Source organism: Crystallibacter degradans (assembly GCF_012952295.1).
Lineage (GTDB): Bacteria > Actinomycetota > Actinomycetes > Actinomycetales > Micrococcaceae > Crystallibacter > Crystallibacter degradans.
Map to the genome: position 1 here is coordinate 25,964 of NZ_JABBCH010000017.1, position 18,907 is coordinate 44,870.

The 18,907-nt window shown below is 62.8% G+C and carries 20 protein-coding genes and 2 pseudogenes; 12 read left to right on the forward strand and 10 right to left on the reverse strand.

The genetic code is table 11. From position 1 onward, the window contains the following. Positions 1 to 12: 12 nt before the first annotated feature. Positions 13 to 513 carry a DUF6504 family protein gene (locus HGO92_RS24565; protein WP_346769030.1) on the reverse strand — a complete coding sequence of 167 codons (501 nt, stop codon included), beginning with the start codon at positions 511 to 513 and terminating at the stop codon, positions 13 to 15. A gap of 81 nt (positions 514 to 594) precedes the next feature. On the opposite strand from HGO92_RS24565, the gene HGO92_RS19375 reads away from it, so the two are divergent. Continuing rightward, positions 595 to 2,781 carry an FG-GAP-like repeat-containing protein gene (locus HGO92_RS19375; protein WP_169997782.1) on the forward strand — a complete coding sequence of 729 codons (2,187 nt, stop codon included), beginning with the start codon at positions 595 to 597 and terminating at the stop codon, positions 2,779 to 2,781. A gap of 121 nt (positions 2,782 to 2,902) precedes the next feature. Further along, a pseudogene (locus HGO92_RS19380) lies at positions 2,903 to 3,118 on the forward strand (VOC family protein); the annotation flags it as partial. Here HGO92_RS19380 and HGO92_RS19385 read toward each other — a convergent pair. Then, positions 3,115 to 3,870 carry an SOS response-associated peptidase gene (locus HGO92_RS19385; protein ID WP_169997784.1) on the reverse strand — a complete coding sequence of 252 codons (756 nt, stop codon included), beginning with the start codon at positions 3,868 to 3,870 and terminating at the stop codon, positions 3,115 to 3,117. The pseudogene HGO92_RS19380 and the gene HGO92_RS19385 overlap by 4 nt on opposite strands. A gap of 102 nt (positions 3,871 to 3,972) precedes the next feature. Here HGO92_RS19385 and HGO92_RS19390 point away from each other — a divergent pair, with 102 nt between their 5' ends. From HGO92_RS19390 to HGO92_RS19400, 3 genes are all read left to right on the forward strand, one after another. After that, positions 3,973 to 4,230: a mycoredoxin gene (locus tag HGO92_RS19390; protein ID WP_169997786.1), complete on the forward strand. Its 258-nt coding sequence runs from the start codon at positions 3,973 to 3,975 to the stop codon at positions 4,228 to 4,230. 245 nt (positions 4,231 to 4,475) lie between these two features. Beyond that, positions 4,476 to 5,564: an S-(hydroxymethyl)mycothiol dehydrogenase gene (locus tag HGO92_RS19395; RefSeq protein ID WP_169997788.1), complete on the forward strand. Its 1,089-nt coding sequence runs from the start codon at positions 4,476 to 4,478 to the stop codon at positions 5,562 to 5,564. Beyond that, the gene (locus tag HGO92_RS19400) at positions 5,561 to 6,190 is read left to right on the forward strand and encodes an MBL fold metallo-hydrolase (RefSeq protein WP_169997790.1); all 630 of its coding nucleotides are present in this window, start codon (positions 5,561 to 5,563) and stop codon (positions 6,188 to 6,190) included. The genes HGO92_RS19395 and HGO92_RS19400 overlap by 4 nt, the downstream gene beginning before the upstream one ends. Positions 6,191 to 6,265: 75 nt before the next feature. Here the strand turns inward: HGO92_RS19400 and HGO92_RS19405 are convergent, their stop codons facing one another. From HGO92_RS19405 to HGO92_RS19415, 3 genes are all read right to left on the reverse strand, one after another. Further along, positions 6,266 to 6,727: a DUF4262 domain-containing protein gene (locus HGO92_RS19405; RefSeq protein WP_169997792.1), complete on the reverse strand. Its 462-nt coding sequence runs from the start codon at positions 6,725 to 6,727 to the stop codon at positions 6,266 to 6,268. A gap of 83 nt (positions 6,728 to 6,810) precedes the next feature. Beyond that, positions 6,811 to 7,557 (reverse strand): lipoate--protein ligase family protein, encoded by a 747-nt coding sequence (locus HGO92_RS19410; RefSeq protein WP_169997860.1) that lies wholly within the window; start codon positions 7,555 to 7,557, stop codon positions 6,811 to 6,813. A gap of 73 nt (positions 7,558 to 7,630) precedes the next feature. Further along, on the reverse strand, positions 7,631 to 7,915 hold the full coding sequence (locus tag HGO92_RS19415; RefSeq protein ID WP_169997794.1) for a DUF427 domain-containing protein: 285 nt from the start codon (positions 7,913 to 7,915) through the stop codon (positions 7,631 to 7,633). 174 nt (positions 7,916 to 8,089) lie between these two features. Between HGO92_RS19415 and HGO92_RS19420 the strand changes: the two genes are divergently transcribed. Beyond that, the gene (locus HGO92_RS19420) at positions 8,090 to 8,686 is read left to right on the forward strand and encodes a uridine kinase (RefSeq protein ID WP_169997796.1); all 597 of its coding nucleotides are present in this window, start codon (positions 8,090 to 8,092) and stop codon (positions 8,684 to 8,686) included. Here HGO92_RS19420 and HGO92_RS19425 read toward each other — a convergent pair. The 3 genes from HGO92_RS19425 to HGO92_RS19435 all read right to left on the reverse strand — a co-directional run bounded on the left by HGO92_RS19425 (position 8,683) and on the right by HGO92_RS19435 (position 11,975). After that, complete coding sequence (locus tag HGO92_RS19425; RefSeq protein ID WP_169997798.1) at positions 8,683 to 9,792, reverse strand: class I SAM-dependent methyltransferase; 1,110 nt, start codon at positions 9,790 to 9,792, stop codon at positions 8,683 to 8,685. The genes HGO92_RS19420 and HGO92_RS19425 overlap by 4 nt on opposite strands. 17 nt (positions 9,793 to 9,809) lie before the next feature. Then, positions 9,810 to 10,193: a hypothetical protein gene (locus HGO92_RS23900; RefSeq protein ID WP_240974785.1), complete on the reverse strand. Its 384-nt coding sequence runs from the start codon at positions 10,191 to 10,193 to the stop codon at positions 9,810 to 9,812. A 159-nt stretch (positions 10,194 to 10,352) separates the two neighbouring features. After that, positions 10,353 to 11,975 carry a LuxR C-terminal-related transcriptional regulator gene (locus tag HGO92_RS19435; RefSeq protein WP_169997799.1) on the reverse strand — a complete coding sequence of 541 codons (1,623 nt, stop codon included), beginning with the start codon at positions 11,973 to 11,975 and terminating at the stop codon, positions 10,353 to 10,355. 109 nt (positions 11,976 to 12,084) lie between these two features. Between HGO92_RS19435 and HGO92_RS19440 the strand changes: the two genes are divergently transcribed. Both HGO92_RS19440 and HGO92_RS19445 read left to right on the forward strand, forming a co-directional pair. Continuing rightward, positions 12,085 to 12,522: a VOC family protein gene (locus tag HGO92_RS19440; protein ID WP_169997801.1), complete on the forward strand. Its 438-nt coding sequence runs from the start codon at positions 12,085 to 12,087 to the stop codon at positions 12,520 to 12,522. 181 nt (positions 12,523 to 12,703) lie between these two features. Then, positions 12,704 to 13,063 carry an iron chaperone gene (locus HGO92_RS19445; RefSeq protein WP_169997803.1) on the forward strand — a complete coding sequence of 120 codons (360 nt, stop codon included), beginning with the start codon at positions 12,704 to 12,706 and terminating at the stop codon, positions 13,061 to 13,063. Positions 13,064 to 13,104: 41 nt separating this feature from the next. On the opposite strand, the pseudogene HGO92_RS19450 reads toward HGO92_RS19445, so the two are convergent. Both HGO92_RS19450 and HGO92_RS19455 read right to left on the reverse strand, forming a co-directional pair. Next, positions 13,105 to 14,145 (reverse strand): annotated as a pseudogene (locus tag HGO92_RS19450) (epoxide hydrolase family protein); the annotation flags it as partial. Positions 14,146 to 14,362: 217 nt separating this feature from the next. Beyond that, positions 14,363 to 14,959, reverse strand: a complete 597-nt coding sequence (locus HGO92_RS19455) for a dihydrofolate reductase family protein (RefSeq protein ID WP_169997805.1) — start codon at positions 14,957 to 14,959, stop codon at positions 14,363 to 14,365. A gap of 335 nt (positions 14,960 to 15,294) precedes the next feature. Here HGO92_RS19455 and HGO92_RS19460 point away from each other — a divergent pair, with 335 nt between their 5' ends. The 4 genes from HGO92_RS19460 to HGO92_RS19475 all read left to right on the forward strand — a co-directional run bounded on the left by HGO92_RS19460 (position 15,295) and on the right by HGO92_RS19475 (position 18,893). Beyond that, positions 15,295 to 16,518 (forward strand): IS110 family RNA-guided transposase, encoded by a 1,224-nt coding sequence (locus HGO92_RS19460; protein ID WP_169997807.1) that lies wholly within the window; start codon positions 15,295 to 15,297, stop codon positions 16,516 to 16,518. A 562-nt stretch (positions 16,519 to 17,080) separates the two neighbouring features. Beyond that, positions 17,081 to 17,320 (forward strand): hypothetical protein, encoded by a 240-nt coding sequence (locus HGO92_RS19465; RefSeq protein ID WP_169997809.1) that lies wholly within the window; start codon positions 17,081 to 17,083, stop codon positions 17,318 to 17,320. 293 nt (positions 17,321 to 17,613) lie between these two features. Then, positions 17,614 to 18,213: a hypothetical protein gene (locus HGO92_RS19470; RefSeq protein WP_169997811.1), complete on the forward strand. Its 600-nt coding sequence runs from the start codon at positions 17,614 to 17,616 to the stop codon at positions 18,211 to 18,213. Next, positions 18,210 to 18,893, forward strand: coding sequence for a DUF4166 domain-containing protein (locus HGO92_RS19475; RefSeq protein ID WP_169997813.1), 684 nt, complete (start codon positions 18,210 to 18,212; stop codon positions 18,891 to 18,893). Before HGO92_RS19470 ends, HGO92_RS19475 begins: the two co-directional genes overlap by 4 nt. The last annotated feature ends 14 nt before the right edge of the window (positions 18,894 to 18,907 follow it).

Consider the following 18,907-nt stretch of genomic DNA (forward strand, 5'->3'; position numbering starts at 1 on the left):
GACAGGAACGTATTAAGCGCTCAGGCGCTGCAGGGCATCATGGACCCTGATCAGCCGCCAGCGTCCGGTATCTGCCTGATGTGAAAGATCAAGTGTGCGCAGTTCCGAGCGGCTGTTCAGCCTCGCTTGGACCCGCCAGATTTCATGGTCAACCAGTCCCGCTCCCCTGCCGCGTTCGGCCCGGAGCTCTTCGGCCCACCACTTTCGCCGCTCATACCAACGCACCGGTTCCGCAGCAATGTGCCAGTTCCGGTTTTGCCACCGCAAACGGATCGGCTGGCCGGCAGGAGAACAAACAACTTCTACTGATTCGCTGAAAACACCCATGTTCCAGTCACCTTTCTTCTGGAAATACGGGCCAAACACTTCGATGCATGCTCCTGCCGACACGCCCGTCGAAATGGTTGACCTCATCATTCTATTCGAATACGTATTCGATTCAAAGATGAGCTTACAAACCACCACCGACAAAATGTCCGGCACCCCAAGATTTATCCAATAACCGAGGGCCACAGTTATTCCAGCGCATCCCGCGCTATCAGTAACACCTAGAAGTAGCGGTGTCCGAGGGGGACACCTCACAAGGAGCCCAGCATGTCACTCGCACCCAGGGCAGAGTTACCTAGTCGGCCCAAAAATATTCCTGTCAAACGGCTAACAACAACCATCACCGCAGCCGCTATGCTCGCTGCCGTATTTTCGCCACTCTCTATCTCACCTGCCAACGCGGGACTCTCAGGAGTTGGCCCGGTAGATCCCAACAACGGCTACCCGACGTGGTTCTCGGATGGAACCGTCAAGCTTCAGTTCTGCTACACAGCGGAACTCGGCTGCCTGTCCACGCCGCCCAACGCCGGGGCGCCGGCGTCCTACCCGGATAACTTCCCCGAAGAGGCATTCTGGTTCGCAGCCGAAGCCAGCGACGGCGAAAACCTCACGCTTTACGAAGCCGCGCTGGAGGGCGCTCATCTGAACGATGCGGTGGTAGATGGCGAGCAGATCGGATTCGCCAGACTGCGTTTCCGATTGGTGAACCTCGTCCCTAACGCAAGCTACACGATCACGCATCCCTACGGCGTCGCTGAAGGCCTGATAGCCGATAGCGAAGGTGAAATCAATCAGACCTTCGACGAAGGCCTCTGCTCTCCTACTCCTGAATGCGACTGGGAGGCTGTGGGTGACGCCTTCCTCGGGGACTACCAAGTCGGCACTACCGCGACCTTCCTCCGTCAGGTAAACGCACCTGCCGGTACGCTGGGTAATCCCGGAGTCCCCGCCCCGGTGACCGGGGCACCTTCCGGCAACAACTTCGTGCGGGTAGACGGCCCTAACGCTGGAGGCCCCGGTGTCAACACCCTGACCGTCAGCCAGTTCAACATCCAAGGCGTGATCTCGGATGCCGTGGACGGGGGGCCGGGCACTCCGAATCTGGCCGATGCCAGTGACAGTGGGAAGTCGGCCACGGATAACATCACGAACGTCGCCACGCCTACCTTTACAGTGGACGTTCCGGCCGGCACCGAAGTCAGCCTACTGGTGGGCAATTCAACCACTCCTGCCGTGACGGGAACGAGTACCGGCACCGGCTACAGCCTCGCCTTGCCGACGGCGCTCGCCGACGGAGCCCACTCGATTCGGGCAAGGATCGCCAATCCCGATTTCACTACGGACCCGGCAGCGCCGGAGTTCCTGACTTCGACCCCCGTCGCCATCACGGTAGACACCGTTGCGCCAACGGCCACCATTGCCGCCCCGGTGCCGTCCAATCCCTCCGCAGATACGACGCCTTCGTTCAACTTCGGCAGCAACGAGACCAACAGCTCCTACGATTGCCAGCTGATGCCGTCCAACTCGGCCTGGGAGACAAACTGCGCTTCAGGCAAGACTTACGACGCCCAAATGAACGGGGTGGTGTACACCTTCAAGGTCCGCGCCGTTGACACGGCGGGCAACGTCGGGACGCCAGCCGCTCACGGCTGGGGCATCGGAACCACTGCGGGACCGCTGGGAACCGGTGTCCAGAAGGATATGGACGGCAACGGGACCCCGGATTACATCGGTCGCACCAGCGATGGCAAACTCTGGTTCTACGCCGGGAGGAGTAACGGCACGCTTTCTCCGCGCCAAAACATCGGCAACAGCGGCTGGAACGTCATGACCTCGCTCCTGATGCCCGGTGATTTCAATGGCGATACCAGGGCAGACCTGATTGCCAGCGATAACTCCGGCAGGCTCTGGCTCTATGCCGGCGCGGGCAACGGCCGGCTTTCGGGCCGCACACTGATCGGCACAAGTGGTTGGAACTCCATGTCGGAGCTCGTCGCTCCGGGCGACTTCAATGGTGACACTAATCCGGATCTGCTGGCCCGCGACAGGGCGGGCAAGCTGTGGCTCTACCCGAGCGATGGCAACGGCCGCTTCAAGGCCAGGACTGTAGCCGGCTCCAGCGGCTGGAACGTCATGACCGATCTCGCAGGCGTTGGCACCTTCGATGCAGGCTCCACGACGGACATGATCGCACGGGACGGCAACGGCAGACTCTGGCTGTACCCGGGCAACGGCAGCGGTCAGTTCGGCGCACGCTCCATGATCGGTTCGAGCGGCTGGAACTCCATGACATCGCTGGTGGGACCGGGCGCGTTCGATACCCGTGCCAACAATGATGTGATCGCCCGCCACCGGGATGGCAGGCTCTGGCTTTACCCGGGCAACGGCAGCGGCTTGAGCCCCCGTATCCAGATTGGGCATGGGTTCAACATCTTCACCATGATCGCCCAGTAACCCAGGGACAGGAGTAACTAAGGACAGGAGTAACCAAGGACAGGAGCCCGGCCGGGTTCCGGGCACCGCAGCAGCGGTTGCCGGATCCGGCCGGGCTCCTTGCCGTCCGCCTCACGCCCGGGGCCGGAACGTCAACAGTCCTGGCGAAGTGGATGACCTCATCGCGCAGGCACTCGCCGCCGGCGCCACCCTTGTTTCGTCCGCACGCAGCCGGCCGTGGGGTGGTTACAGCGGCTGCTTCGCCGATCCTGACGGCTACCGCTGGGACATCGTCTACAACCCCGGATTCAGGATCGACGACGACGACGGCGTCGTCCACTTGGGTGCCGCAGGCTAACCATCCAGCAGCGAGGGTTGCGGGACGATCAGTTCCGGCGAGTTGTTGCGGACATTGCCCACAGCGGAACCTACCGGTTCCAGCGTCCAGTCAGTGGCGGCGTCGTACGCCCTGTTCCGGAGCATATCCAGCAGGTGCGTCCCATCTCTGACGGTGGGATCCAGCCACGCAGCCATGGTGTCCGTGTCCATCGGCACCGGGTACCTGTCATGCAGCCCCGACAGCTCCTTCAGGACCGGCGAGCCGCTGTCTGCCGGCGGCGCCGGTGCGGTCAGAACGGTCGTGGAGAGCAGCCATCCGTCCCCGGCGTCCGGTGCCTTGGACGGATCCTGCCACCAGCCGTACAGTCCTGCGAAGAAGATCGGCGCGTTATCCCGGCGGTGCACGAAATAGGGCTGCTTGGTCTTGGCACCGAGCTTCTTCCACTCGTAGTAGCCGTCCACAGGGACCGCGCAGCGGCGGGTATGGACGGAATCCTGGAAGGTCGGTTTCTCCGCGGCGGATTCAATCCTCGCATTGAAGGAACGTGAGCCGACGGAGATCTCCTTGGCCCAGCGCGGCACCAGGCCCCAGCGGGCGATATGCAGCTGGCGGCGGACGGCGCCGTCGATCAGCCGCTCCAGGACGATCGGTACGTTGTCCGTGGGCGCCACGTTGTAGGACTCCTTGAGACCGATATCTCCCGGAGCTTCGGCGCCGCATTCCGACACCAGGTCGCCGACAGCCCTTGCCATGACATATCGTCCGCACATGTTTCCAGTCTGCCATCGTGGGCACAGGCGGCGGGAATGTTTGCGGGCCCGCTGCCGTTTGCACCTTTAAATCTGGAAATACAGTTCTGCGAAGGAGTCACCTTGGAATACACCCCGGAAGCCGGCACCATCACCATGTTCTCCACGTCCTGGTGCGGCTACTGCCGCCGGTTGAAGACACAGCTGGATGCGAAAGGCATCGGCTACACGGAGATCAACATCGAAAACGTGCCCGGCACCGCGGAGCTGGTGGAGCAGATCAACGAGGGCAACCAGACGGTGCCGACCGTGCTCTTCCCCGATGGCAGCAGCGCGACCAACCCTTCGCTCGCCGAAGTAGAGGAACGCCTCGCGGCCTGATCCGAGAGAACTTTCCGCAGACCGCGCTGGAGCGTAGATGACGCTCCAGCGCGGTTTGTTACTTAACGGGTGCCTGCGACGAAGGCCGCATTCCGATCAGCCACGGGCGTGGAAGGTAGACAGCGGCCCTAGTTTCCATAACAATCGTTTTGGTAATTGTGATCGGCCCTACATGGCTGCCTAAGATGATGGTGATACGGCCGACCGGCCGACCTGATGACTCCGCGGAAAGGAACGACCCAGGCATGGTTCATAAAGTTCGGGCAGTAATTGCCAAAGAGAAGAATGCCCCGGTATCCATCGAAACCATTCTGGTACCGGATCCGGGTCCGGGGGAAGCGCTGGTGGACATCCTCACCTGCGGCGTCTGCCATACGGATCTGCACTACAAGCAGGGCGGCATCAACGATGATTTTCCGTTCCTGCTGGGACATGAGGCCACCGGCGTGGTCAGCGCCATCGGCCCCGATGTGACCGATCTTGCACCGGGTGACCGCGTCATCCTCAACTGGCGCGCCGTGTGCGGCGAGTGCCGGGCGTGCAAGCGCGGCGAAGCGCAGTACTGCTTCAACACCCACAACGCCACCCAGAAGATGACCCTGGAGGACGGCACCGAGCTGTCCCCCGCCCTGGGTATCGGTGCCTTCGCCGAGAAGACGCTGGTCGCCGCGGGCCAGTGCACCAAGGTGGACGACGACGTCGACCCCGCCGCCGTGGGCCTGCTCGGCTGCGGCGTCATGGCAGGCATCGGCGCGGCGATCAACACCGGTGAGGTCAAGCGCGGCGAGTCCGTGGCCGTGATCGGTTGCGGCGGCGTGGGCATTGCAGCCATCGCCGGTGCCAAGCTGGCCGGCGCGACGACCATCATCGCCGTCGACATCGACGACAACAAGGTGGAACTGGCCAAGTCCCTGGGCGCCACGCATGGCGTCAACTCGAAGGAGCAGGATCCGGTCGAGGCGATCCAGGCCCTCACCGGAGGCAACGGCGCCGACGTCGTTATTGAAGCTGTTGGCCGCCCGGAGACCTACAAGCAGGCGTTCTACGCCCGCGATCTGGCCGGCCGCGTGGTGCTGGTCGGCGTTCCCACGCCCGACATGAAGATCGAGCTGCCGCTGCTCGACGTCTTCGGCCGCGGCGGTTCGCTGAAGTCCTCCTGGTACGGCGACTGCCTGCCCAGCCGCGACTTCCCGATGCTGGTCAGCCACTACAAGCAGGGCAACCTGGATCTGGATGCCTTCGTCACGGAGCGCATCGGCCTGGACCAGGTGGAGGAAGCCTTCGAGAAGATGCACGAGGGCAAGGTCCTGCGTTCGGTGGTGGAGGTCGCATGAGCGTGCAGATCCAAAACCTCGTTACCTCCGGGACCTTTTCGCTGGACGGCGGCACCTGGGACGTCGACAACAATGTGTGGATTGTCGGTAACGCCGAAGAAGCCATCATCATTGATCCGGCGCACAACCCGGAAGCCGTGGCCCAGGCCGTGGCGGGCCGGACGGTCAAGGCCATCCTGCTGACCCACGGACATGACGACCACATCCGTGCCGTCGGCGAAGTGCGGGACCTGGTGAAGGCACCGGTATACCTGCATCCAGCCGACCGCATGCTGTGGGACACCATCTACCCCGACTCCGCACCGGACCATGAGATCAATGACGGCGACACCTTCCAGGTAGCCGGGGCGGAACTGCGAGCGCTGCACACTCCGGGCCACTCCCCCGGATCCGTCTGCTTCCATCTGGAGTCGGAGAACGTACTGTTCAGCGGCGACACCATGTTCAACGGCGGCCCCGGCGCAACCGGACGGAGCTACTCCAGCTTCGAGACCATCATCGATTCCATCAAGTCGCGTCTGCTGACGCTGCCCGCGGAAACGAAGGTGAACACCGGACACGGTGACTCCACCAGCATCGGAGCCGAAGCACCGCAGCTGGACGAGTGGATCGCCCGCGGCCACTGACAACTGCGGGGAAAGCTGCCCGGGGTGCTTGCGAGGAAAACTCGCGGGTGCCCCGGGTTTGCTGTTCCCAGCAGGCTACAGCCCGGGCGGTGTACCGTACAGCGGCTGGGTGAGCGTGTCCGGCACCTCCTGCTCCCAAGGCAAGCGGCCGTCGTCGTCCGCCCAGACGGCCTGTAACGCAGTTGCCCGCGGGCCGTATAACGAGACGGCAGTCAGGACAACACCTTCCGGCCGCTCCACCGGCGCCAGATAGACATCGCGTGCCTCCAGCGGCAGGACCATGCCCGCCATCAGGGTGTGCCCGTGGCCGCGGACCATGTCCACGAGTTCGTTGATCAGCGCTACCGTGTCATCCTGGCAGCGGCCGGTGACCAGAATCTCGGGGTGCTGCAACTTGGTCAGGCCGACGGTGTAGCCAAACGCCGGCTCCGTCGCTGTACCTGAGACCATGACAAGCTGCCAGCCGTACCGGGCTACCGTGCGGACAGTCTTTTCCAAAGCCTCGTCCTGCGTCATCCCGTTGCATATGTCGCACATTTTGCCTCCTGTTGAAAGTGTCATGTGCGACCAGTCTGGCTGCTGCGGCCCTGCGGCAATACCCGCTATTTGCCGTTTGTGGATTACGGGGCGGACCCGGGAATCTCGGCCACGGACGCAAGGTCGGCGAACGGAATTTCCCGCGTCTTCGCATAGGTGCCGAACGCGCCGAGCAGCGCCTGCTCGACCCTGTCCACATCCAGTCCCGGCACCAGGTCCTCGGCCGCACCGGCAGTGCGCGGATCCCAGTCCAGACCGAGCGCATCGTAGCTTTGAACGAGCACTTCGCGCAGCGGGGCGGAATTTTCAACAACGACGACGGAGGAAAACAGCCAGGCTCCGGACACAACCCGCTGCGCAGTTCCCACAAGTTTGATCTGGACCGGGGCGTCCTCCGGATGTTCGCCGTGGATGCTGAACTCCCCGGGGCAGTACTCCCCCGGGATCTCTCCGACCCGCGCAACCAGGCCCGCATCCCGCAGTCCCTTGGCTAGGAGTTCACCGAACCGGGAGAACCTGCTTTTCGCCCCGACGATCGCATCGCGTTCGGGCTCCACATGGTCCAGTACCAGGCACCCCTGATGATAGGCGGCAGCGCGTCCGCCGGCTTTACGAACCAGCGGCTCAAAACCCAAGGCACGGCAGCGCGCGGCGGCTTCGTCGAACCCGGGCAGGTGCGCATCCCGCTGGCCGAAGGCGACGGTCGGCACGGGACGGTACAGCCGCAGCGCAGGCCCCAGCCGGCCCTTCTTGGCGGCATCCAGCATGGCCAGCCCGTACAGCAGGTCCTCCCTCGCACCGAAGGAAGATTCCTGCCGCGTCCAGTCCAGCCGCCGGGCGGCATCAGGCGCAGGCTCAGTCGCAGGCGCAGGCGCCGCTTCCAATTGAGGTTCTCCGGCCAGCTCAGTCGCCAACGGTGACTCCGTTCCAGAAGGCCACGTGGCCACGGATGTTGCCGGCGTCGTGACTTGGATTCGGGTAGTACCAGGCGGCGTCAGCGTTGCGCTCCCCCGCGACCTCAAGGCTGTAGTAGTGCGCCGTGCCTTTCCAGACGCAGTTGGAAGTCCGGTCACTGGGAAGCAGGAACTGCTCGTTCACGCTTCCGCGGGGAAAGTAATGGTTGCCCTCCACCATGACCGTCTCGCCGGATTCGGCGATGACGGCTCCGTTCCAGGTCGCCTTGACCATGTCCACTCCTGCTTTCCTTCGGGCTGCGTGCGGCACGCGCCGGCGCCGACGCCCCAGACACACTATCCAACATTAGCGGTGCCCCGGATCATTCCGCCGCTCCAAGAACTCCCCTGGTGCCGCAGATTCGGCAGGTATCGGACCTGTACGGCTCACGCACGCAATAATGGGCCTGTGCCTTCTCCCCACATCCCGCTCGTCCTGCTCGGCGGCGCCTCCGGTTCCGGCAAGTCCTACCTCGCCGCGCGCTTCGGCCGCCCGCACGTGGAGCTGGACAGCTTCTACCGGGAGATCAGCGAGCACACCCCGCAGTCACCGCTGCCCCAGACGGCGTACGAGGAGATCGACTGGGACCATCCGGACACCTGGAACAGCGAGGCAGCCGCCCGCGCGATGCTGGAACTGCTGCAGACCGGCCGCACGCAGATGCCCAAGTACTCCATTGCCACCTCCAGCTACACCGGCCACCGCTCCCTCCGGCTGGCCGAAGGCCCCGTGATTGCCGAAGGGATCTTCGCCGACGCCGTTCTGGCCCCGCTGCTGGGCCTCGGCGTCTCTGTGGAGCCCATCTTCATCCAGGTCTCCCCCATTACGACGGCGGTGCGCCGCCTCGTGCGCGACCTGCGGGAGCACCGCAAACCCGTTCCTTTCCTGCTCAAGCGCGGCTGGACGCTCTTCCGGACCGAACGGCGCGTCCGGCAACGCTATCTTGACGCCGGTTTCCGCCCCGTGCCCAAGCGGCAGGTGAAACGGCTGCTGGCCGGGATCTAAGTCCGGGCGATGAAGTAGGTGTTGAACGGATCCGAATCGACGTCCTTGGCTTCAACGGTGCTGAAGCCCGCCTCGTCGAGCATGGACAACGCAAGCTGCTGTCCCCAGGCGGTACCCAGCCCGTCGCCGTCGAGCCCCAGCGATACGCTCATGCAATGGAACGTCGAGATGGCATAGAGGTAGCTGGCCCACGGCATGTCCATGTTCTCCTCCACCTTGCTGGATGCCTTGATGTCCACCATGAGGAAGACTCCGTCCGGCCGCAGGGCGCGGCGGATGTTGTGCAGTACCGTGCCGGGATGCGCCTGGTCATGGATGGCATCAAAAGCTGTCACGACGTCAAAGCCTGCCTCGACGTCGAGCTTGGCGACATCGAGCACCGCAAAGGCCGCGTTGGCCAGTCCCAGGTCTTTGGCCTCGCTCCGCGCGCTCTGGATGGCTTCCTCCGAGAAGTCGTAACCGGTGAAGAGGCTGGCGGGGAAAGCCTGTGCCATGAGGTTGACCGCATGTCCGGCGCCGCAGCCGACATCGGCAAGGTTAAGACCGGCCCGCAACCTTTCCGGCAGTCCAGGAACCAGCGGCAGGATCACATCCAACAGAGCCGCATCGTTCACCGCGGCACTCGTCTCTGCCATGTTTTGATGAAACTGCGGGTAGTCCTCGTACGACAGCCCTCCACCGGTCCGGAACCGCTCGATGATCTTTTGTTCCACCTCGCCCATCATCGAGATGTGCTGCATCAGGATGGCCATATTGTCCGGTCCAGCCGCGCTGGTCAGCACGGCAGCATGTTCGCGCGGCAGCCGGTATGTTTTGGCCGCCGGGTCGTAGGTGACAACGCGCGCCGTCGTCATGCCGCCCAGCCACTCGCGTACATAACGTTCGTTGAGGCCCGCCGCATCGGCAATCTGCTCGCTCGTGGCGGCCGGCATTCCTGCCATGGTCTCGAACAGCCCCGTCTGGTGACCAACGCTGGTCAGCACTGCGATCGCAGCATCGTTGAGGATGCCCACGAAACGTCCGACAAACGCCTGAACGGCTTCGGTATCAAGTTCCTGCTTAGCTGAAGCCTTCAGTGATGTGCCTTGACTTTGATCAATTGTCATTGTTCTTTCTCCTGCTACTACGGGCTGTTGCTGCCCACTTGAGGTGACTGCTGGAATTCGGATGAGGGCCCGGACTCGGGCGAATCCTGCAGAGTGCCCGCCGGTGCGGGCGTCGAACCCTGCGAGCGCTTCCTGCCCAACGCTTCGTGCCGTAGGTACATCGCCAGCATGAATCCGGTCGTGACCAGGTAGAAGGCGTGCAACGCCCAGATGGGGCCGGCCGGCAGGCTGTAGATATAAACGGAATGGACCAGGTTGCCCATGTTGCTCAGCAAGAGGCTGCCCAAACTGTAAGAGGCCAGATCCCTGGTCTGCACAGCTTTCACAATCATGGGCATGACACTGCCGGCGAAAATAATGGTGGAAACGCCGCCGGCCAGAACCATCAGGTCGATTTCCATGACCGATTCTCCTTTGACGTCCGTTCGAATAGTTCACTATCAACGCTACGAAGCGGACGAGAGCTGCGCGTCGGGCGAATTACCCATTTTGTTCCCGGGTCCACTGGTGCAGGTCATGCAGACAGCGTCGTTGGTTCGCGCCGTTGCTCACCGGCGTGCTTACCGGCGCGGAGGCAACCCATGTTCGTGTGCCCATGCCGCGGCGGCCGTCCGCGAGGACACGCCGATCTTGGCGAAGATATTGGCCAGATGACGGCCGACCGTCTTCTGGCTGATGAACAAAGCATCCGCGGCATCCTTGTTGCTGGCCCCTGCGGCGATAAAAGAAAGCACATCGGCCTCCCGTTCCGTTAACCCGCCGGGCAAGCGCCGGCCATCAAGCCGCTGGACATCCGGCAGCGCGCCTAGTTCCCGGTAAATGGCCAGCGCAGTAGCGGTGTCCGCGGCAGCGGTGCCGGTTTCTCCCAGCCCGTGGTGGGCCCGACCCAGCAGCTCGTAGACTTTGGCCGTTTCGTACCGCGCGTGCAGTCCGCGGTACTCACGTGCGGCGCTCTGCAGCACCGGCAGAGCCTCTTCGTGCCGCGACTGCGCGATCAGGACGGCAGCCCTGGCCTGGCCGGCCCACGCTCGGAAACCTGCTGTAGCGTACACCGCAGCAGTTTCTTCCAGTTGCCCGCACAACCGCTCCGCTTCCTCCTGCAGCCCGAGAGCGAGGGCAATTTCGACGGCGGATTCCAGCAGCCTGGCGCAGGCCAGCCGGTCACGCCCTGCCAACGCAGCACAAAGGCCGGCCCACGCGGCGTCCTGTTTTCCGGCAGCGTGCTGCAGCAGGGACTCGCCGGGCTGTGGCTCACAGCCGAGCTCTTGAGCCCGCGCGTAGGCTTCACGGGCGCCGCTGAGGTCACCACGCAGACGACGGATCTCGCCCAACTGGTAGTAGGCCTCCCCTGCAACCCAGTTGTTCCGGCCCACAAGCTCCGACCCGGTCCGTTCGATAGCCTCTTCAGCAGCATCCCACCCGCCTTCCGCGCTCTGCAGCTGAAGCCGGTGGATCCGGCAGATGCCGGAGTAAATCGCCTCGCCGTGGAATTGCTCGCACCACTGCTCAGTCGCTTGGGTCCAGGCCCGCATCCGGGACAAGTCAGCCAACGCATGGCAGGCGTGGATCACGGTGCAGTAAATATCTCCAGCCCATTCCGGCGGCAGCTGGCCCGCCAGCACCGGCAACATTGCTTCGTCCAGCTGGGCAAAGCCGGTGGCCGTACTGCCACTGCGCACGTCCGCCAGCCCTGCGAGTACTAGGCCGAACGATGTCAGGGCTGGAGCCCGTAGGCGGCGCCCCATCTCCTGGAGCGTCGCCGCGGCATCCCGCGCCGGCTGGAGGTTGCCGAAGTCCAATGCCACCGTCGCATCCAAATAGACAAGGTAGCCGTGCTCCACGCCTTCGGGCAGTTGCAACAGGATTCTCCTGGCCCGGTTGACCCAGCCGGAGGCTATGACCAGGTCGCCTCTGATGAACCACAGCAGCGCAAGGTTCAAGGCCTTCTTGGCAGCACCCAAGACATCGCCGTCGTCATTGAACCGGTGGTAGACCTCTTCGGAAATCTCCAACGATTCCCTTACCTGTCCTACCCACCAGGCGGAGCTGCCCAGCAGGCTCAGATCGTCGGTCGGCAGTTCCGAGAATGTCCGGGCGTGCGTGAAATTCCGGTAGGCGGCGTACCAGTCCCCGCGGGCGTACGCCGTCCGCGCCGTGGACAGTAACTCCTCGAACTCGTCCATCCGGGCCTCCACCCTCAACGGTAGTCCCGCCAACGCCCGCCGGTCGAGCCGTTTCAAGCGCTGGATCCGCCACTGGAGCTAATCGCTCCGTCTTGGTAGCTTTCAACGCATGGCCATCAAATTTGAGAATGTGGGTATCGCTGTTCGCGACATCGAAGCAGCAATCGCGTTTTTCACCGATCTCGGTCTTACACTCATCGGCCGTGACACGGTCAGCGGCGAGTGGACCGACACTGCCGTCGGACTTGATGGAAACCACGCCAAGATCGCGATGTTACAGACGCCGGACGGTCATGGTCGACTCGAGCTCTTCGAATACATCCATCCTGAAGCAATCGAGTCGACCCCGACCCGTCCCAACGACATCGGTATGCACCGTGTGGCCTTCTCGGTTGACAACATCGATGAAGCCCTCGAAATAGCGGCAAAGCACGGATGCCATCCGCTACGCGGTGTGGCGACCTATAAGGACGTCTACAAACTCACGTACCTCCGCGGCCCCAGTGGAATCCTTGTGATGCTCGCCGAGGAACTGAAGAAAGGCTGACACCCGAATCGGCCCAATTGGTCTTATTGCTAGGCCGCAGGGTCGAGAGACTGCCCGGTCTATGTGGTCGGCGATTGGCAGCGGTTATTGATCGGTTGGCGATATTTGACGGCCGCAATCCATGAGTGCAGCTGTAATATGACAGTCGCCCCACATGACGTTGGCGAAGAGGGAGACCACCATGACAGCGAGTTCGATCAGCGAGTACATCGACCGGTACGACGGCGATGTACGGGATCGGCTGCTGACCGTGTACGAACTGATCCGGTCGGCCGTGCCCGATGAAGCGGTGGAATCGATCAGTTGGCGTATGCCGACCTTCAAACTCGGCACCGAGCCGTTGTTCTTCTTCACCGGAACAAAGCGCCACATCGGGTTCTATCCGACTCCAGACGCGATCGTGCATTTCTCGACAGAGCTGGCCGCATATGGAACCACCGAGCACGCTATCCAGCTGCGCCATGATGCCCCGCTCCCGACCGAGCTCATCCGCGAGATAATCGCGTGGCGGCTACAGCAGCTGCCTTCAGACAGGGTTTGAGTCAGTCGCCTCGGCGCACCGCACCGCGCGCTGAGCAGCGTTCACCGTTTAGCGGCTAGTACCGCCGCGAGACCCTCTTGCAGATCCTTAACGAAATACTCGGGAACCTCCAGCGACGGGAAGTGTCCCCCGATTTCGGGCGTCTTCCATCGGACGATCTGTCGGTACCGCTCCTGCGCCCAGGCGCGCGGACACTTCTCGATGTCGCGGGGGTACATGCCGATTGCTGCGGGGACGTCGACCCGAAGCTCGGGGTCCAGCGCGTTGATACCGCCGTGACTTTCGTAGTAGATGCGGGCCGCCGACGCGCCGGTCCGCGTCAGCCAATACAGGGTGACGTCGTCAAGAATCCTGTCGATGGAAATCGACTCGAACGGGCTGTCTTCGGTATCCGTCCACTCAGCGAACTTGTCCAGAATCCAGGCAAGGAGCCCGACCGGCGAATCAACGAGCGAGTAGCCGATGGTCTGGGGTCGGGTCGCCTGCTGCTTCGCGTACGCCGCGCGGTGGTCCCAGAAATCGCGGGTTTCCTCGGTCCACCTGCGCTCGGCCGACGTCAGCCCGTCCGCGGCCAACCTGGGCGGTGCCTGAGCCAACGTTGTATGAATGCCGAGGACATGCTCCTGGAACCTGCCGCCGAGAACCGTGGTGATCACACCTCCCCAGTCGCCACCGTGGGCGACGAACTTGCCGTAGCCGAGCCGTCCCATTAGTTCCACCCAAGCGGCGGCGATCTTTCCGGTCCCCCACCCGGTGGTGGCCGGCTTGTCGCTGTAGCCAAAGCCCGGCAACGACGGAACGACGACGTGGAACGCCGGCGCATCTGGATCTTTCGGATCTGCCAGCTCGTCTACGACATCGATAAACTCAGAAATGCTGCCTGGCCAGCCGTGGGTCAGGGTCAAAGGAGTAGCATCTACGCGCGCGGATCGGCGGTGCAGGAAGTGGATTCCCAGATCATCAATGGTCGTGCGGAACTGGCCGATGCGGTTAAGGCGCTCTTCGAACGACCACCAGTTGTACCCGGTGCGCCAGTAGTTCACGACATCGACCAGATCGGTGAGAGGAACGCCCTGCTCCCATCGGCGAGGGTCGGGCGCGGCGCGATAGACCGTCTCGGCCTACGGCAGCCGCGCCGCTGCCAATCGTCTGCGCAGATCATCAAGATCTGCGTCAGTTGCGTGGGCTTCAAATGCTTGCACGTCGCTGGTGACACGAGACATGAGTCCTCCTGGCGGTCACGGAACCTGCGAAGACGTGACGCGAACAACCCTAAGTGTAATTGCGGGATCTGGTGATCTACGAGTCCCTGATGAAGTCGGCGCGCTCAGCGCCTCGTCTCGTCTCGTACCTGGTCAGGACCACCCCGCCGGGAAACGTCCGCGTCTCCACCAAGTTCAGGTTCACCCAGCTATCCAGCGCGGTGAAGAACGACGTGCCGCCGCCCACCAGGACCGGATGGGTCATGATCGTGTACTCGTCGATCAGCCCGGCCCGCATGGCCGCCCCGGCGAGCGTTGCGCCGCCAACCCTCATCGGCTCGCCGTCCTCAGCCTTGAGCCGGGTGATCTCCGCGACCGCGTCGCCGGTGACCAGACGGGTGTTCCAGCCGACCTTCTCCATCGACGAGGAGAACACTACCTTCGGCGTGTTCCGCCAGTTCCGCGCGAACTCGATCTGCGCCGGGGTGGCATTGGGCTGCTGATCGCCGGTTGGCCAGTAGGAACTCATGGCCTCCCACAGCTTGCGTCCATACAGCAACAGGCCGATCGCCCGCTCCTGGTCGAGCCACCACTGGAACAGTTCGTCACTTGGTCCGCTCCAGCCGATGTCGTCGCCGGCCGCAGCGATGTAGCCGTCCAGAGTCAGGTTCATGCCGTAGATCAGTTTCCGCACGGTGCCAGCCTTCCGTCAGTCGGTCTCCAGTGTATAGACCGGGCGCGGCGTGGGGAACTCAATCGAAGCGGGCATCTTGACGCTGATAATGGAAAGTGCCGCGGACGTAGTGACCCGCATCTTGACTGACGGACCGTCGAGAAGGCCCTGTCCTGAGCTTGATTTGTCCTGCGTCCGCGGCACAGCCATGGGCTTCGCCGGTACATGACCTCATAGGAGCGTGACCGGCACCATGACCAGGTGGCCCTGTCATGGTAACTGTCCCGTCAGCGTCTTGTCTTGCACTGGTGGAGCTCTGGCCGACCCCTCATCGGTTCAACGACAAGGAGGACCACTTGGTCTTACGGAGCTCTTCTTTCGACCCGACAGATTTGGTCGCGGGAGTCGATACCCACACCGACACGCACACTCTGGCCATACTGACCGCTCAGGGCGGGACCGTCCTGACCCAGACATTCACTGCCGACATGCACGGATACGCCGATCTCATCACGGCACTGCGCGCGGCAGGGCACGTAGCGGTGGTCGGGGTGGAGGGCACGAACTCGTACGGCGCCGGCCTGACTCGGGCCCTCAGGGGCGCCGGGTACGCGGTGAAGGAAGTGCTGCGCCCTGCCCGGCAGGTCCGTCGGATGCGTGGCAAATCTGATCCAATCGAAGCGATCGAGGCGGCCCGCACGGTGATCTCGGGCCACGGTGTCTCCGATGCGAAGGACACCCAGACAGCTACTGAATCCCTCCGATTCCTGCTCACCGCCCGCGCCCAGCTCATCAGCACCATGACTGCACTGGGCAACAGCATCACCTCGATGCTCATCACCGCCCCGGAGACGGTCCGGGCCAAGTACCGCGGACTCGCCACCCCGGCTTTAATCAAACGCCTCACGGCCAGTCGCCCCGGCGAGCAGTGCGACTCTCCACACACCGCAGCCCTACACGCCATGCGGCAGCTGGCAAGAGCCCGAGAGGATGCCAGCAGCAAAGCTGAACACCTCGAACAACAGATGCGCCAGCTGCTGGCAACACACTACCCGCAGGTCCTGGCCATCTACGGGGCCGGAACTATCGTCGCCGCCCAGCTCGTCGTCACTGCCGGCGGCAATCCCCAACGGATCCGCAACGAGGCGGCATTCGCTTCCCTCTGCGGCGTGGCACCGATCCCTGCCTCCTCCGGGCGTACCAACCGGCACCGGCTCAACCGCGGTGGAGATCGTCGCGGCAACAGCGCCCTGCACCGCATCACGCTCATCCGGATGCAACGCGACAAACGAACACAAGACTACGTCGCCCGCAGAACCCGTGAAGGCAAGAGCACCAAGGAAATCATGCGCTGCCTCAAACGCGCTATCGCCAGAGAGGTCTACCGAGCCCTCACCGCAGAACAATCGCCGGCGACGCAGCATGACTTCAAGGCACTCCGGGAGTCGAAGCGCCTTACCCTCAGCCAAGCAGCCGCAGCCCTACGCACCCAGCCGGCCCGCATCTCCGACATCGAGAAACAACGGCGCCCCCTGCCCGAACTTACCGCTCGCTACAAGCAATGGCTCGAAGCCGCTTGACACAGAATAGGATCATCGCTGATCCCCCGGGCTCATCGGTACGCGATCTGGGCTCTCAGGTAGTCCTCGTGCTCGGGCTCAGCGTGGCGAACATTAGAACGCCCCGTCCAAGTGGAGGATCCTCCAATGATCCGTATCGTCGCCCCTTATCTTGGGGAACCGGATCTAGCGGGAGCTCGAAGAATTTCGGGTCTGGCCTTGTCCAAGAGAACATACACAGGCCATGCTGAGGGACCCGGAGAAAGCTAGGTTCCAGTGAATGCATCTGTTAACAGGACGCTCAGTGTCATTTGCTTTGTCCTCGCGTTTCTTGCCCTCGTCGGACTGGCTTTAGTTTGGTGGGGAGGATCTGTTCCAGGCGCCCTCGTCGGGATCCTAATTTTCCTGGGCCTAGTCAACCTGGGGATTGTATTGTTCCGTCGAAGCTAAGCAGCCGTCATCACTTAAAGGCGGCCTCACAAGAATTCCCGGAGCGTCCCATAAGCGATCCACTCCGGGGGATCTCGGGGATCCAACAGCACACGTATTTTCTAGGCGAGGGAAGAGCGAGATAGTTGAGCTTATGGATCAGTTCCCCGAATCGTCCCTGATGCGGCAACGCAAGATGAAGCGGCTAGCCAAGGCTTGTTTCGCTCTCGTTTTGGTGGCCGTTGCCTTGCCTGTCCTAATGGGACTGCTCGGTATGAACCTGACGCTGCCAATGAGTCTCGTGGCCGTCATTCTGTTGATCGTTGGCGTGATCATATGGACTCGATCTGATCCTGCTTATGCGGCCAGGATGCAGAAGCGGGAGTCGCGTTAGCGATCCCTCATCGACACTTCACAGCGGGTACAGAAGTGCTCCAGGGTGGGCGCGGCCATTAGGCTGCTGGTGTGGGGAGAACGCGAAACAGGGAACCGAGGGCGGCCGCTCGGAAGCCGATATACATCGAAACTTTCGTTCGGGCGCCCTTCGACAAATTGTGGGACCTGAGCCAGAACCCGGAGCAGCATCCCCGATGGGACCTACGGTTCTCCAGAATTATTCCGATCAGCATCGGCGATGACGGGCTCACCCATTTCCGGTATGAATTCAGTCTTCCCTTTCATACGATCATGGGAACCGGCGTATCCCTAGGCGACCGGTTCCGGGCCGACGGACAGGCAACATCTGTACTGAAATTCTCCACCGGAGATCCTCTATCGCCCATCGGACCCGGCTCCGGGTACTGGCGCTATATTCCAACGGATCGCGGTATCCGATTCATCACCGGGTACAACTACCACCCGGGCATGGGCATGGCCGGCCGGATCCTGGACCACCACATTTTCCGGCCGGCTCTGGGCTGGGCGACTGCGTTAAGCTTCGACCGTCTTCGCCTGTGGGCGGAAACCGGCCAGGACCCGACAACAGCACCCAACAGGTGGCTCCTTGACGCCGCCGCCCGCGCTGCTGCCCTTACCGCTGCAGCTGTCTATCTTCAACATGCTCTGGCTCAATCTGGCCAGCATGGCACAGCCGGCTTCGCTCTGGCCGCGGCAGCAGCAACGGCTGCCGTCCTGCTTCCGGCTCACCGTACGGTGCCGCGCGCGGGACGATGCCTGCGCCGCCCGCCAGCCAGGGACGTGGCCCGGGCCCCGTCCACACTGGCTACGCTGCCTGCTCCGCAAAATCACCCCGCCAGACCCGAAGGAAAGCGAACAACCGGATCATGACCTCGATCTTCATGAAGGCCCTGGGAGATGACTTCCAGCGGCTTCATCCGATGCTGCAACGACGCTTCGGCGTCAGCGTGGACGCCGGCTATGCCTGCATCGGTTCCGGCGCCTTCGCCGAAGTCCGGCGCGGAGCCTGGTGGACAAATCCTTTCCTGCGTTTTGGCGCGTTCCGCAACATCCTCTTCCCCGACAGCGGAACGAACGTTCCCTTCACGATCGAAAACTACCCCTACATCGACGGCCTCGGCCGGGAAACCGTGACATTTGTCAGAACCCTTCAAATGGGTCCGCGACGAAAGCGCCGCTTCGACGCCACCATGATCTACAGTTCCGAACAAGACCAGATCATCGACTATCTGGGCACCCACCAGCACCTCGCCACAGGTCTGGACCTCAAAGTTCTGCCCGATGGTTCCCTACATCTGACCTCCGGGGCACAACGCTTTTACGAAGGCTCCCTCGGGTTCACCTTTCCGGCAGCATTCACCGGCACCGCCGAACTCCACGAGACCTACGATGAGATACGCCAGGTATTCACGGTACGGATGCATGTCCACAATCCCCGCTTCGGGTTCCTCTTCGGATACCGCGGCGACTTCACCTGCGAATTCCCATCCGTGACACCCGCAAGCATCCCCTCACACCTCAAGCCCGTCCGGGAAGAGTCGCGTCAGTAGAAGCGCGCCATTTG

What these genes read in the sequence shown, in the direction of transcription:
- HGO92_RS19375 (WP_169997782.1), top strand. Translation starts at nt 595, where the DNA reads ATGTCACTCGCACCCAGGGCAGAGTTACCTAGTCGGCCCAAAAATATT.
- HGO92_RS19385 (WP_169997784.1), bottom strand. Translation starts at nt 3,870, where the DNA reads ATGTGCGGACGATATGTCATGGCAAGGGCTGTCGGCGACCTGGTGTCG.
- HGO92_RS19395 (WP_169997788.1), top strand. Translation starts at nt 4,476, where the DNA reads ATGGTTCATAAAGTTCGGGCAGTAATTGCCAAAGAGAAGAATGCCCCG.
- HGO92_RS19400 (WP_169997790.1), top strand. Translation starts at nt 5,561, where the DNA reads ATGAGCGTGCAGATCCAAAACCTCGTTACCTCCGGGACCTTTTCGCTG.
- HGO92_RS19405 (WP_169997792.1), bottom strand. Translation starts at nt 6,727, where the DNA reads ATGTGCGACATATGCAACGGGATGACGCAGGACGAGGCTTTGGAAAAG.
- HGO92_RS19415 (WP_169997794.1), bottom strand. Translation starts at nt 7,915, where the DNA reads ATGGTCAAGGCGACCTGGAACGGAGCCGTCATCGCCGAATCCGGCGAG.
- HGO92_RS19425 (WP_169997798.1), bottom strand. Translation starts at nt 9,792, where the DNA reads ATGACAATTGATCAAAGTCAAGGCACATCACTGAAGGCTTCAGCTAAG.
- HGO92_RS23900 (WP_240974785.1), bottom strand. Translation starts at nt 10,193, where the DNA reads ATGGAAATCGACCTGATGGTTCTGGCCGGCGGCGTTTCCACCATTATT.
- HGO92_RS19435 (WP_169997799.1), bottom strand. Translation starts at nt 11,975, where the DNA reads ATGGACGAGTTCGAGGAGTTACTGTCCACGGCGCGGACGGCGTACGCC.
- HGO92_RS19440 (WP_169997801.1), top strand. Translation starts at nt 12,085, where the DNA reads ATGGCCATCAAATTTGAGAATGTGGGTATCGCTGTTCGCGACATCGAA.
- HGO92_RS19445 (WP_169997803.1), top strand. Translation starts at nt 12,704, where the DNA reads ATGACAGCGAGTTCGATCAGCGAGTACATCGACCGGTACGACGGCGAT.
- HGO92_RS19465 (WP_169997809.1), top strand. Translation starts at nt 17,081, where the DNA reads ATGGATCAGTTCCCCGAATCGTCCCTGATGCGGCAACGCAAGATGAAG.
- HGO92_RS19470 (WP_169997811.1), top strand. Translation starts at nt 17,614, where the DNA reads ATGGGAACCGGCGTATCCCTAGGCGACCGGTTCCGGGCCGACGGACAG.
- HGO92_RS19475 (WP_169997813.1), top strand. Translation starts at nt 18,210, where the DNA reads ATGACCTCGATCTTCATGAAGGCCCTGGGAGATGACTTCCAGCGGCTT.